Here is a 13,549-nt window from a genome sequence, read left to right as displayed (position 1 = left end):
TATCTCTGCGGCAAGTGCTGGAGGTGAGGCTTAGCTTTCCTCAGTCTCTCCAGCGGCAAGAGCAATACCCATAAAGCTGTCTGCCGTCAGGCTAGCCCCGCCAACCAGCGCGCCGCCAACTTCAGCAGTGGCCAGAATTTCGGAAGCGTTTTCAGGCTTCACCGAGCCGCCATACAGAATTCGCACCTCTGCGCCCTGTTCTTCTCCATATAGCGAAACGAGCAGTGCACGGATTTCTGCGTGCATCTCGGCGATGTCTTCAAGAGTTGCCGTTTTGCCTGTGCCGATTGCCCAGATAGGCTCATAGGCAACCGTCAGCTTTTCGCTGATTTCTTCAGCTGTATCGGCAAAATCGGGCAATGAAGCTTTCAATTGCTTCTTAACATGCGAGACCGCGCGACCTGCTTCGCGAGTGCTATCGCTTTCGCCGCAGCAAAGGATGATCCGCAGCCCAGCATTAAGGGCGGCCTCAGCCTTTAATTTGATTTGCGCGTCGGTTTCGCTGTGGTTCTGGCGCCGCTCACTGTGACCGAGAATCACAAATTTGCCACCAGCATCGGCTACCATTGCAGCTGAAATATCGCCAGTATGCGCTCCGCTCTCTTCGTGATGGCAATCCTGCGCACCAACTGCAATTTGCTCCGCCTCGCGGTGAACAGGGTGGATCAAGGTGTAAGGCGGTGCAATTGCTACCTCCACCTTCATATGCCGCTGGGCTGCACGGTCGATCGTGCGCGCTTCGGATAGCATGGCGCGGGTGCCGTGCATTTTCCAGTTACCAACGATGTAAGGCCGCTTGGGCATTTGAATTTCCTGCAAGGTCCGTGGCACGGACGAATCTGTGGCCCGATGTAGGGTCAAGGGGCCGCGTCCGCTAGCGGAGTAAAGAGATACAGTCAAAAGACTGCGAGACCTGTTGCCGCGAGGTCGCAGGGCGGATAAAGCGCATATAAACCAGCCCTTACGGGCGCATACTCTAGGGCACTGCGGAATACCGCCGCTTCAACGCTCGTAAAATTGCCGGAATAGACCCAAACTATGATTTCCTTTTTTCGCAACTTTTTCCAATCGAAGATCGGTCTACCGATTTTCATCGGCTTTCTGGTCCTCGTCGCACTTGCGTTTGCTGCGGCTGATATCACTGGGACTACATTTGGCGGAGTGTCTGGCGGTGACCGCGTGGCGGTTGTCGGTGATGACCGGATCAACAGCTCTGAGCTGGTGAGCACCGCCGAATCTGCACTGCGCACTGTGCAGCAGGAAAATCCGACGATTGGCATGCAGCAATTTGTTGAAGAAGGCGGATTGGATGAGGTCATCAGCCAGTTGATCGATCGATACGGAATCGGCGGTTACGCGGAGAAATACGGACTTCGTGCCGGCGAAAATCTGGTAAACAGCGAAATTCTGAATATCGGCGCGTTTCGAGGTCCAACCGGCGAATTCGATCAAAATGTATACGAAGCCGCGTTGCGTTCGCAGGGGCTGAACGACGAGATCCTACGACGTGATCTTGCCGACGGTCTGCTCGCGCAGCAATTGCTGATCCCTGCGCTGGGATCACCGCAAATGCCTGAAAAGGCTGCCAAGCAATATGCAGCTTTGCTGCTTGAACGCCGCCAAGGCGATATTGCTTTCATACCGAGTTTCGCTTTTGCGCCAGAAGGTGACCCTACGGACGAACAGCTCGCTGCATTCTACAGTGCGGAAAACTCGCGTTTTGTTCGCCCCGAACGACGAACAATTCGGTATGCTCTGTTCGGTGCCGAAACCCTTGATGTTGATGTGACGCCGACACCTGCCGAAATTAAGGCTTTTTATGACAGCAATGCAGAAGCGTTTGCTGCCAGTGAAGCGCGCGATATCTCGTCTTTCCTTGTCCCGACCGAAGACGCTGCGAATGCACTGGTAAGCCGCGTACGCGGCGGTGTCTCGTTAGAGGCTGCCGCAACCAAAGCGGGCTTCAGCGTATCGAGCAGCCAGGGCCAAACGAAGGAGCAAGTATCCGCGACTTTGAGCCCCGCAGCCGCAGATAATGTGTTTGCCGCATCGCGAGGTGAAATTGCTGACCCTGCACAGAGCAGCCTCGGTTGGTATGTCGCTCGTGTTGATGGCATTGATGGGACCCCTGCCCGCTCTTTGGCTCAGGCAACACCGGAAATTACAGAGCAACTTCGGCTTCAAAAACGCGCTGCTGCGCTTGGTGATTTGAGCGCGCGGGTCGAAGACGAAGTGGCCGATGGAACATCACTGATCGAAGTTGCAGAAACTTACGGTCTGGAAATCAACGCGACGCCGCCGATACTTGCCGATGGTCGAGTGTTCGGGAGCGGCGAGTCGCTTAATCCAGCGTTGCGCAGCACAGTAGAAACCGCGTTCCAAATGGAGGAAAGCGAACCACAGCTTGCCGAGATTATTCCGGGCCAACAATTCGTAGTGTTCGACGTATCTGAAATCGCGCTTTCGGCGGCGCCCGCAATCGATGATATCCGCGATCAAGTCACAAACGCATGGCGTCTAGCCGAAGGAAACAAAGAAGCCCGTAAAGTGGCTGACCGCGTTCTTGAAAAGGTACGCGGTGACAGCGATGTGACCGCAGCGTTGTCTGGCGAAGAAGTACAGCTTCCACCGGTAGAGAAGATTGATTTGGAGCGTCGCCAATTGTTTGCCCAGCAAGACCGGAATCCTCCACCACCACTGGTCCTTATGTTCTCAATGGCTGCGGGTTCTTCCAAGCTTTATGAAGCGCCGAATAATATCGGTTGGTATGTTGTCGATCTGCGTGAGATTGTGACCGATGATATTCCAGAAGGCAGCCCGATTCTGGCGCAAACGCAGCAGCAATTGGCTCCGGCTCTTACGCAAGAATACACCGAGCAATTGACCCGCGCTATTCTTGCGGAACTGGGTGTGGAACAGAACGAGGCAGCTATCGACGCTGTTCGGCGTCAGTTGGTTGGCGAAACCAATTGATCGCGGAAGCCGAAGTTACACGTGAACTCTGAAAAATACGCCTCTGCGTCGCCCGAAAACGCGTCAAACGCTGCCGCCGCTTTGAATGATGGCCGACCAGCCTTGGTATGGAGGCGGGTTGTTGCTGACAGCGATACACCTGTTGGCGCAGCAAGGCGTTTAATAGAGCCTGGCCGCGGTGATTTCCTGCTCGAATCTGTCGAGGGCGGTGAAGTGCGCGGGCGATACAGTCTGCTTGGTTTGGACCCCGATCTGGTGTTTCGCGCAAGTCAAACATCCGCGTCGATCAACCAGAACTGGAAGACCGATAAGAATGCGTTTGAGCCTTGCGATGGAGACGCGATGAGCGAACTTCGCGCTCTCGCGAATGCATGCCGCATTGATGTGCCAGAAGAACTTCCTCCTGCGCTGGCCTGCCTTGTAGGTTATTTCGGCTATGAGACGGTCGGTCTGGTTGAGAAGCTTCCCCGAGCAGAAGCGAGCGAATTGGCTCTGCCTGACATGCTGTTTGTGCGCCCGACGATCATTCTGGTCTTCGATAGTTTGACAGATGCGCTTTACTGCGTCGCCCCGATTTGGAATGCGGTTGATCCGGCAGATGCCATTGAGCAAGCCTCAGATCGTATCGATGAGACATTGCGCGGCTTAATGCGTCCTCGCCCGCCGGAGCCGCGTCTGTCTGGCGGCACGGACGAGCCTTCGCTCACCGCAGTCATGGCCGAAGACGACTACAAGACGATGGTAGCTAAGGCTAAAGACTACATCGTTGCAGGCGATATTTTTCAGGTGGTCTTGGCGCAGCGTTTCACATGCCCGTTCGAGCTGCCCCCGTTTGAGCTCTACCGTGCTTTGAGGCGCGTGAATCCATCACCATTTCTGTATTTCCTTGATCTACCGGGCTTTGCAATCGTCGGTTCAAGTCCGGAGATTTTGGTTCGAGTCCGCAAAGGCGAGGTTACCATTCGTCCGATCGCTGGCACTCGCCCCAGAGGTGCAACACCTTCGGAAGATCGCGACAATGAGATCAGCCTGATGGCAGATCCAAAAGAGTTGGCGGAGCACCTGATGCTGCTTGACCTGGGCCGGAATGACGTAGGACGCGTCGCCTCCGCAAACAGCGTCGAGGTAACCGACAGTTTTACGATCGAACGGTACAGCCATGTGATGCATATTGTGAGCAACGTTGTTGGTGCTTTGGCAGACGGAAGCGACGCTCTCGATGCCCTTTTCGCAGGATTCCCGGCCGGCACTGTTTCAGGCGCACCCAAAATCCGGGCGTGTGAAATTATAGCAGAACTTGAGCCGGAAACACGCGGCGCCTATGCAGGCGGCGTCGGATATTTCGCGCCTGACGGTTCTGTTGACAGCTGCATTGTCTTGCGCACTGCAGTGGTCAAAGCCGGTGTAATGAATGTGCAGGCAGGTGCCGGAATTGTGGCAGATAGCAATCCTGACTATGAACTTGCTGAATGTCGCGCAAAAGCAGGCGCATTGATTGCCGCAGCGCGTGAAGCTGTTCGCGTCGCCAGCGAACCGGGGTTCGGGCAATGAAACGCATATTTTTGATCACAGTTTTGACTGCGCTTGTTTCTTGTGAGCAGCAACCCGAAGGTGAGCCGGTCGTCCGGACCCAACTTGATGGTTCTGCGCCGGTTGAGATCGTAGAAACACCGCAGCCAGAGCCCACGCCTACGCAAACCTCTGAAAACTCGGTTTGCTCGGCAGTTACTTTCGAAGGTGTGGCACTAACTCACTGTGTAGCGGATCCTTCAAAGCATAGTATTGAAACAGCGCTAGCGCCCGCCAGCGGGGATGGGTTTGGCACTATCAAGGCATGGGCCGCTGGCAAAAATGAAGGCGAAATTGCCTTCGTAACCAACGGCGGAATGTACGGTGATAATCTGCGGGCGATTGGATATTTCGTACGCAATTCCGATCGTTTGAAAGAACTCAATCGCGAAGACGGCCCGGGAAATTTCCATCTGAAGCCGAACGGCGTATTTTTCGGCAGCAATGGCAAATGGCAGGTGCTTGATACTGAAACATTCTACCGCACGATTGGCGACCGCCCTCAATTCGGCACGCAATCTGGCCCAATGCTGGTGGTTAGAGGAAAACTGCATCCTGAATTTCAGGACGATGGTCCATCACGGGCAATCCGTAACGGCGTAGGTGTTACGTCTGATGGCAAGGCTCATTTTGTGATTTCAGATGCCCCGATCAGCTTCGGCCGTTTTGGCCGATTTTTCCGCGATGAACTCAAGACACCCAACGCTGTTTTCCTGGATGGAAATGTTTCATCGCTTTGGGATCCGGCCACGGGGCGGATGGATAGCCGCCGCGTCGGGCCGCTTTTGGTTGTGAAGGACAAATAATGCCTCACGGTAACACGCTAACCTACGAACGGACGCTCTACCCAGAGATTGAGCCATACGAGACGGGCATGCTCGATGTCGGCGAAGGTCATTCGCTCTACTATGAGCGTGTAGGCACTCCCGGCGCTAAGCCAGCGGTTTTCCTGCATGGCGGGCCGGGAGGCGGGATGGCACCTTCGCATCGGCGTCAATGGGACCCTGCGCTCTACGACGTGCTTTTGTTTGATCAGCGCGGCTGCGGCCAATCCCTTCCCTTTGCAGAGATTCAGCACAACGACACGTGGCGAATTGTATCTGATATCGAGCGTCTGCGCGAAATGTGCGGACACGAAGCGTGGCAGGTATTCGGAGGCAGTTGGGGAGCGACCCTAGCCCTCGCCTACGCCCAAACGCATCCGGAACGAACGACTGAAATTGTATTGCGCGGCGTGTTCTTGGCACGGCAGCAGGAAAAGGGCTGGCTCTATCGCTTTGGCGCGAGCCAGATCATGGCAGAGCAATGGGACAGTTTCACGGCTCTCATTCCTGAGGATGAGCGCGATGACCTTGTGAAGGCATATTACGCCCGGCTTACCAGCGAGGATGAGCCTACGCGCCTTGCGGCCGCAAAAGAGTGGTCATTGTGGGAAGGAACCGTTGCGACCTTGCTCCCGAACGAAGGGTTGCTTGAAGAATTCGCCGACCCTTCAAAAGCGGTTCCTTTTGCCCGTATTTGCGCCAGGTTTTTTCTTGAGGATTTCTTCCTCGAAGAGGGGCAGCTGCTGCGAGATGTCGAAAAGATCAAACATATCCCCGGGATCATCGTTCAGGGGCGCCACGACATATGCACGCCGCCATCGGCGGCTTGGTCGCTGAAAAAAGCATGGCCGGAATCTGACCTTTGGATCGTGGATGACGCAGGCCATAGCGCGAGCGAACCCGGCATTATCGATGGGCTGGTTCGAGCGACAGACAAGCTGGCGGGTAAATTGTCATGATCCTTGTCATCGACAATTATGATAGTTTTACGTTCAATCTGGTGCACTATTTGATGGAGTTGGGCGCCGAAGTGCGTGTCGAGCGCAATGACGTGATGACAGCTGCGCAAGTTCTGGCAACGGGCGCGGATGGCTATTTGATCTCACCTGGACCATGCACCCCCAATGAAGCGGGCATCAGTCTCGATCTAGTCTCGGCCTGTGCAGATTCTGGCAAACCCTTGCTGGGCGTGTGTTTGGGCCATCAATCAATCGGACAACATTTTGGCGGGAAAGTTGTGCGTGGCGGATTGATGCATGGAAAGACTTCACCGGTAACGCATGATGGAACTGGTGTTTTCAAGAGCCTGCCCTCCCCGTACACTGCGACGCGTTATCACAGTTTGGAAGTGATTGATTTGCCTGATGTTCTCGTTCCGAATGCTTTTGCCGAGACGCCGGGGCATGAAAGCAGGAGCGTGATGGGGTTTCGCCACTCTGAACTACCAATTCACGGTGTCCAGTTTCACCCAGAAAGTATCGCTACCGAGCATGGCCACGCACTCCTGGCCAACTTTTTGGAGATTTGCGGCATTGATCACAAAAAGCCTGAGAGGATCTCAGCATGAGCACCCTGCCAGACGTCTCTACACCGTTGACCGAAACTCAAGCTGAAGATGCATTCGGGACACTGCTCGATGGCGTACCATCCGAGAACGAAATTGAGCAGTTCCTCATTGACCTGTCCGAACGCGGCGAAACGTCGAACGAGATAGCTGGAGCGGCGCGTGCATTGCGTGCGCGCCTTATTCCGGTTGCTGCTCCCGATGGATCGATCGACGTTTGCGGCACTGGAGGAGATGGCCATCATACGCTCAATGTTTCGACCGCGGTGAGCCTAGTCGTCGCTGCGTGCGGCATCCCGGTCGCCAAACATGGCAACCGCGCAGCATCCTCAAAAGCAGGCGCAGCAGACACGTTGGAGTCTCTGGGGCTCGATATGGATGCGGCGGGACGCACAGCGGAAAAGACCCTCGCCGAGATTGGGATCTGTTTTCTATTTGCAAAGAACCACCATCCGGCGATGGGACGAATTCAACCAATCCGTAAGAAAATCGGCAAACGAACGATCTTCAATTTGATGGGTCCCCTTTCAAATCCTGCAGGCGTGAAGAGCCAATTGATCGGAATTGCGCGGCCTGCCTATGTTCCAATCTATGCCGGAGCGATGGCAAAACTGGGGACGGGACGGTCGCTCATAGTCTCCGGTGATGAAGGTCTGGACGAACTCAGCCTTGCAGGCGGCAATGAAGTAGCGGTCGTCTCTGGAAATGCATTTGAAATGAGTCGCTTGCATCCAGATGATGCAAGGCTCTCTAGGGCGCCTATCGAAGCCATTCGCGGCGATGATGCTACCCATAATGCTGCGGCCCTAAAGGCGTTGCTTACAGGCGCGCCAGGCCCCTATCGCGACGCGGTGCTCTTTAATGCTGCAGGCGCTTTAGCTGTGGCCCAAAGGGGCTCAGAATGGCCAGAGCGCGTTTCAATCGCTGCAGAAGCATTGGATAGCGGGAAAGCCTTGCAATTGCTGGAACGCTGGATCGAACTGGCCAAATAGAATGAACAAACTGGAAGAAATTTGCGCGGCAAAGCGCGAGATTGTCAACGCGCGTAAGTTGGCAATCGCACCCTCGCATCTTGAGCAGGCGGTCCGCACCCAAACAGCCCCCCGTGGGTTCGAGGCCGCGCTGCGAAATGCTTCGGTAAGCGGATACGGATTGATTGCAGAAATCAAGCGCGCCAGCCCTTCAAAAGGGCTGATCCGCGAGGATTTTCGACCTGCAGAGCATGCAAAAGCCTACGAAGAGGGCGGCGCGGCTTGTTTGTCTGTCCTGACTGACGCTCCATACTTCCAAGGCCATGAAGACTATCTGATCGAAGCGCGGTCAGCTTGTTCGATACCAGTTCTTCGCAAGGACTTCATGATCGATCCCTGGCAGTGCATCGAAGCGCGCGCGATCGGGTCAGATGCAATACTGATTATTGTTGCGGCGTTAGACGATGGCCAGATGGCGGAGATCGAAGCAGCGGCCAGCGAACATGCTATGGATGTCCTTGTTGAGGTTCATGACGAGGCTGAATTAGAGCGTGCAGCTAAGGTATTGAATTCCCGCTTGATCGGGGTGAACAACCGCGATTTGAAGACATTCACGACCTCGCTCGAAACGACCGAGCGCCTCACGCCATTGGCCCCCGAAGGCGCGTTGATCGTTGGAGAAAGTGGCATCGCCACCCATGCAGATTGCAACCGTCTTGCCGCAGCAGGCGTTCGAACGTTTCTGGTCGGCGAAAGCCTGATGCGAGCGGAAGATGTAGCGAAGGCGACCAGAACGCTCCTGCAGGGTTGAGGCTAGTATCCCAAGTTCAAAGCTGGCATCAAATGCGGGTCACAAGGAGCCATCGTGAGCGATCTTACTCATATCGATGAAAGCGGCGCGGCGCATATGGTTGACGTCAGCAGCAAGCCTTCAACCAGGCGTTTGGCAATTGCCAGCGGAACAATCACAATGTCCGCTAAGGCATTGTGCGCCATTCAGAACGGCGACGCTCCAAAAGGTGATGTATTGGGGACCGCTCGGATTGCCGGCATTATGGCTGCAAAACGCACAGGCGAATTGATCCCATTATGTCATCCGCTTGGGCTAGAGTCCGTTAATATCGAATTTGCATATGAAGACAACGTAATCCGGGTAACTGCCAGCGCCGCTTTGATAGGTAAAACCGGCGTCGAAATGGAGGCATTGGTTGCGGTGTCGACAGCCTTATTGACGATCTACGATATGGCGAAAGCGATCGATAAGGGCATGATCATCAATGAAGTGCGCCTGATCGAGAAGCGCGGCGGCAAATCCGGCGTTTGGAAAGCCAATACCTAGTGACCACGATGCTGACCCTTGAAGAGGCGCAGACGCGACTAATTGGGCTGGCAACAAAATGCTCAGTCGAAGAAGTCCCAACAGATCAGGCATTGGGTCACAGGCTTGCGCGTGATGTTCCTGCGGTGCGAACACAGCCTGCGTCCGATCTCTCTGCCATGGATGGATATGCAATTTGCGGTGATGGTCCTTGGTTGCAAACTGGCGAGAGCCGCGCCGGTGCTCCATTTGAAGGCACGCTGTCCAATAGTGAGTGCACCAGAATTTCTACGGGTGCGCATCTTCCGGCTGGCTCGGATCGAGTCTTGATCCAGGAAAATGCATCAGTCGCCGATAATAGGGTCCGTCTCCTCGAAGACCAGAAAGCGCCCGAACCTGGCCAGCATGTCCGCAAGGCGGGCTTCGACTTTAGTGCAGGTGATATCCTTCTCAAAGGCGGAACCATGATTGGGCCTCCGCAGATCGCCCTTGCCATTTCTGGAGGTCTTGGAACGTTACCCGTTTACGCGGCTCCGACGATTGCTGTTTTGGACAGCGGAGACGAGCTGGTGCGTTTGCCCGGAGAAATTGCTGATCATCAAATCCCGGCAAGCAATGGACCAATGCTAAGAGCAATGCTTGCTCCCACAGCTGGACAGGCGAAATTGCTTGGCCCTGTACCCGATGATCTGGATGCCTTGGCGATTGCGCTCAAACAGGCCGATGATTGCGATATTGTAATCACGTCGGGTGGAGCATCGGTTGGCGATCATGACCTGATCCAACAGGCGCTCCGCGATTGGGGGGCGGAGATCGATTTCTGGAAAGTTGCGATCAAACCGGGTAAGCCGTTGATGGTCGCGACGCGGGAAACTGGCGGGCGTGTGCAGGTGATATTGGGTCTACCCGGAAACCCCGTTTCAAGCTTCGTCACTTGCTATCTATTTGCGTTGCCAGTGATCAGATCAATGATGGGGGACAGTACTCCGCTCCCAATCTCCGAAACTATGGTATCGGCTCATGTTCTGCCTGCCGGAGGGGCTCGAGATGAGTTTCTCAGAGCGGTATCGGATGGCAAGACAGTCGCGCTGGTAGGGCCCCAAGACTCAAGCGCGCTTCGATCATTGGCCATCTCAAATTGCCTCATCTTCAGGCCCGCGGGATGTCCAAGAGCGGCTTCTGGTGAGACCGTGCAGGGATATTGGCTCGAAAATGGCGGTAAACGGGGGAATTTGGTTCCTCACTCCGCTTGACACACAGACGCAGGTTGCCTATTCGTTCCACATTCGTTCACCTTATTGGCGGACGGTTAGCCTTGGTAAAGCACCTAGTTCTGGTGCCTCTTGGAGGGTGCAATTGTGGCACTGTGGGACGCGTGTGCGTCTTCACCGATAGTGCGTATTAAGGAGTGGACTCCATGCTGACGGCAAAGCAGCACGAATTAATCCGGTTTATCCAGCAACGTCTCGATGAATCCGGGATCTCGCCCAGTTTCGAAGAGATGAAAGAAGCGCTCGATCTCAAGAGCAAATCAGGCGTCCACCGCTTGATTTCGGCTCTCGAAGAACGGGGCTTTATCCGCCGGCTCCCAAACCGCGCTCGCGCGCTGGAAGTTATCAAAATGCCAGAGGATGCGACGCCGACACCGCGCCCAACCTTGGCGGCAAATGACACGGTTGTATCTGGCTCTGCTGTTTTGAAATCGGCGCCTGAGCCTGCCAATGATGTCATCGAAATCCCGCTCCATGGACGGATTGCGGCTGGTGCCCCAATTGAAGCACTTGAAGGCCAAACCTCCTTACCGGTTCCGGCTGCCTTGCTTGGCCCTGGTGAGCACTATGCTCTGGAAGTGTCCGGCGATTCTATGATCGAAGCCGGTATTTTCGACGGCGACTTTGCACTGGTGCGAAGAACCGACAGCGCGCGCGATGGCGAGATTGTTGTCGCTCTTGTGCGCGGTGAAGAGGCTACACTCAAGTATCTCCATAAAGATGGCGGCAGTGTTCGTTTGGACCCCGCTAATGCGGCCTATGACCCTCAAGTTTACGGCTCAAGCGAGGTGCAGGTGCAGGGTAAATTAGCTGGCTTATTGCGCCGCTATCACTGATATTTTGAGCGCGGGGACGGCTTCATTCGCTCTCCCCGCGCCACCAACCATGCTGACCTTGAACTGATGCGACACTCTTAACCTTCTGGTTCGTAAGATCGAGTGAGAGCCCTCCAGTGCGTTCGAGCATGCCGCGATCTGCCTTGAGCCAGCGCGGCGAGCATGATCTCGGCAAGAAACGATCAGCGACGACGATATCAGACCGTTCACAGGCAGCGGCCAATGCGCGCTCCTCTACAAGATCTCGATTGCGCGCCATCATGATCACCCATGTGCGGCCGCCTCGTTCAATTTCCAGAATACAAAACTCGGTCGAACATTGGGCGCCAGACCATTGCGCAATAGGCACAGGATCTCCCGTCACGCTCGCGAGTTCAAGAAGATTGTCTCGCGAATAGGATGACCGGCTATCTCGCAAAGACAGGAGCTGCCGACCACCATCCTGATTGGGTACGGTGATCCCGACGTGCCGCCCTTCCCGTCCAATCAAGACATCCGGGATAGGTGTCAGCACAAGCATTGCAGTCGCGACGGTAGCAGGCACAAAACCGATTAGACGAGCCCTGCCATTCCAGAGCGCGAGCCAAAGCGCCCCGCACACAAACAGCGCAATCGTGCCATACCCCATTTGCGGCATCAGTTTCACAGCGCCCGGTCGCGATGAAGTGAAATGTGCAATTGCCAACAAGGCATCAAGCGACTGCTGAACAAGCCACCACACAGGTTGGCCCAAGCCAAGTAGGTCGAGAAATAGCCCGAATGCGATCAGCGGCATGGAGATGAAGGTTACCATCGGGATTGCAATCACATTGGCAAACGCTCCGTAAACTCCGGACCTGTGAAAATGGAACAGGACAATCGGCATCAGAGCAATTTCGATGATCATGCCTGTGATGAACAACATGGTGATTTGACGGCCGCTGCGGCGCCACCACGGCTCTTCTCTGGGCGCGAGAAAGGTTCTCGCAGCTCCAGACGAATGCAGTGCGACGATTGCAACTACCGCGGAGAAGCTCATCTGAAAGCTCGGGCCGACGATGCTTTCTGGCCAAAGCAGCATGACAAACACTGCGGCGGCCGCGACCATTCTAAGTGAAAGCGCATCACGGCCCATGGCGAGCGCGATTAGGACAAGCATTGCGGCAGCGCAGCTTCTGACGGTTGGAACTTCGGCCCCCGTTAAGAGCGTATAGCCAACGCCGGACAATGCGCCCACGCCTGCAGCGATGACCGGCAACCTGACTCTCAATGCTATAGGTGGGAATAAAGCGAGCAGCTTGATCGCGAGGAAGTATGCTGCGGCAATAACGGCGCTAACGTGAAGCCCGCTAATAGAGAGCAGATGCGTCAAACCGGCATCGCGCATAGCCTCTTCATCGGCCTCCGCAATCGCTCCTCGATCTCCGCTTGCGAACGCCGCGGCAATGGTCCCTGCTGAGCCGTCCACGCGTTCCCGCACATGTGAGGACAAGACCCGCTGGACTGCTGGAAGCCCGCTCGATTGCGGAGCGGGTTCGACAATCTCAATGGGCCCGATCACACTTCCCGTAGCAGCCAGACCTTTGAACCATGCAGCCCGCGCAAAATCATACGAGCCGGGTAACATCGGGCTCGCGGGCGGCATCAACCTTACCCGTGCCTTTATCACGGCGCCTTCAACAAGCAGCGGCCCCGCAATTTGTGCCTCCTCCATTTTTTCAAGCGGCACATTGATCCGAATCTTGCGTGCGACGCCGGCCTCAGCATCTCTAATCGCTAGGGTAAGTCTCGTGCGTTCCTGAGCAGGTTGATCCTCTCGGTCCAGCACATAGCCCTGCACACGCTCGACGACTGGCCGTTCGATCGCTTCGGCCCCGATCAGTTCCGATCTTAGCCAGATGATGGCGACGCCCGCAGCAAACACCAACCCGCACGCAATCGTTGCGGCCCGAATATGCCCGCGCTCCTCGTCCCCGCGCCAAACAGCACTCCCTGCCAACGCGATCAAGAGGCTTAGGCCAATCACCGCTGCCCATTGCCAGGGAGAGTTGAGCGCGAACCAAGCAAGAATTCCTGCACCGAATACCACCGCCAACCATGGCGCACGGTCAAAACCAGAACTGCTCAGGAAGTGTTCGACGCTGTCGCCGATCCTTCGCACGATGCTGGACAAGCCTGCGCCCCTTTGCCAAGGGCGCTGCACTGCAACACCAATTGCGGCGGCAGGTCTGGATACTTCTTCGC

At 55.6% G+C, this 13,549-nt stretch carries 12 protein-coding genes; 10 read left to right on the top strand and 2 right to left on the bottom strand.

Going from position 1 to position 13,549, the window contains the following annotated elements; all coding sequences use genetic code 11:
* Nucleotides 1-30: 30 nt before the first annotated feature.
* Nucleotides 31-804, bottom strand: coding sequence for a triose-phosphate isomerase (gene tpiA / locus KCG46_RS11760; RefSeq protein ID WP_218405627.1), 774 nt, complete (start codon nt 802-804; stop codon nt 31-33).
* A gap of 234 nt (nt 805-1,038) precedes the next feature.
* Here tpiA and KCG46_RS11755 point away from each other — a divergent pair, with 234 nt between their 5' ends.
* The 10 genes from KCG46_RS11755 (at nt 1,039) to lexA (ending at nt 11,326) form a co-directional block, all read left to right on the top strand.
* Nucleotides 1,039-2,973: a SurA N-terminal domain-containing protein gene (locus tag KCG46_RS11755; protein WP_218405626.1), complete on the top strand. Its 1,935-nt coding sequence runs from the start codon at nt 1,039-1,041 to the stop codon at nt 2,971-2,973.
* A 21-nt stretch (nt 2,974-2,994) separates the two neighbouring features.
* Nucleotides 2,995-4,524 (top strand): anthranilate synthase component I, encoded by a 1,530-nt coding sequence (gene trpE, locus KCG46_RS11750; RefSeq protein WP_218405625.1) that lies wholly within the window; start codon nt 2,995-2,997, stop codon nt 4,522-4,524.
* A complete protein-coding gene (locus KCG46_RS11745; protein WP_218405624.1) occupies nt 4,521-5,348 on the top strand; it encodes a phosphodiester glycosidase family protein in 828 nt (275 codons plus the stop codon). Before trpE ends, KCG46_RS11745 begins: the two co-directional genes overlap by 4 nt.
* Nucleotides 5,348-6,325 carry a prolyl aminopeptidase gene (pip, locus tag KCG46_RS11740; protein WP_218405623.1) on the top strand — a complete coding sequence of 326 codons (978 nt, stop codon included), beginning with the start codon at nt 5,348-5,350 and terminating at the stop codon, nt 6,323-6,325. The genes KCG46_RS11745 and pip overlap by 1 nt, the downstream gene beginning before the upstream one ends.
* Nucleotides 6,322-6,933, top strand: coding sequence for an anthranilate synthase component II (locus tag KCG46_RS11735; RefSeq protein ID WP_218405622.1), 612 nt, complete (start codon nt 6,322-6,324; stop codon nt 6,931-6,933). The genes pip and KCG46_RS11735 overlap by 4 nt, the downstream gene beginning before the upstream one ends.
* Nucleotides 6,930-7,922: an anthranilate phosphoribosyltransferase gene (gene trpD, locus KCG46_RS11730; protein WP_218405621.1), complete on the top strand. Its 993-nt coding sequence runs from the start codon at nt 6,930-6,932 to the stop codon at nt 7,920-7,922. Before KCG46_RS11735 ends, trpD begins: the two co-directional genes overlap by 4 nt.
* A 1-nt stretch (nt 7,923) precedes the next feature.
* A complete protein-coding gene (trpC, locus tag KCG46_RS11725) occupies nt 7,924-8,712 on the top strand; it encodes an indole-3-glycerol phosphate synthase TrpC (RefSeq protein WP_218405620.1) in 789 nt (262 codons plus the stop codon).
* A gap of 54 nt (nt 8,713-8,766) precedes the next feature.
* Complete coding sequence (gene moaC / locus KCG46_RS11720) at nt 8,767-9,240, top strand: cyclic pyranopterin monophosphate synthase MoaC (RefSeq protein ID WP_218405619.1); 474 nt, start codon at nt 8,767-8,769, stop codon at nt 9,238-9,240.
* An 8-nt stretch (nt 9,241-9,248) separates the two neighbouring features.
* Entirely contained in the window at nt 9,249-10,472 is a 1,224-nt protein-coding gene (locus tag KCG46_RS11715; RefSeq protein ID WP_218405618.1) for a molybdopterin molybdotransferase MoeA, read from the top strand.
* 164 nt (nt 10,473-10,636) lie between these two features.
* Complete coding sequence (gene lexA / locus KCG46_RS11710; RefSeq protein WP_218405617.1) at nt 10,637-11,326, top strand: transcriptional repressor LexA; 690 nt, start codon at nt 10,637-10,639, stop codon at nt 11,324-11,326.
* A gap of 22 nt (nt 11,327-11,348) precedes the next feature.
* On the opposite strand, the gene KCG46_RS11705 is transcribed toward lexA, so the two are convergent.
* Nucleotides 11,349-13,478, bottom strand: coding sequence for a ComEC/Rec2 family competence protein (locus KCG46_RS11705; RefSeq protein ID WP_255551985.1), 2,130 nt, complete (start codon nt 13,476-13,478; stop codon nt 11,349-11,351).
* Nucleotides 13,479-13,549: the final 71 nt, after the last annotated feature.

Source organism: Erythrobacter crassostreae (genome assembly GCF_019204045.1).
Lineage (GTDB): Bacteria > Pseudomonadota > Alphaproteobacteria > Sphingomonadales > Sphingomonadaceae > Erythrobacter > Erythrobacter crassostreae.
Note: the sequence above shows the minus strand (reverse complement) of the source record. Positions and strands in the feature narration are given on the sequence as shown.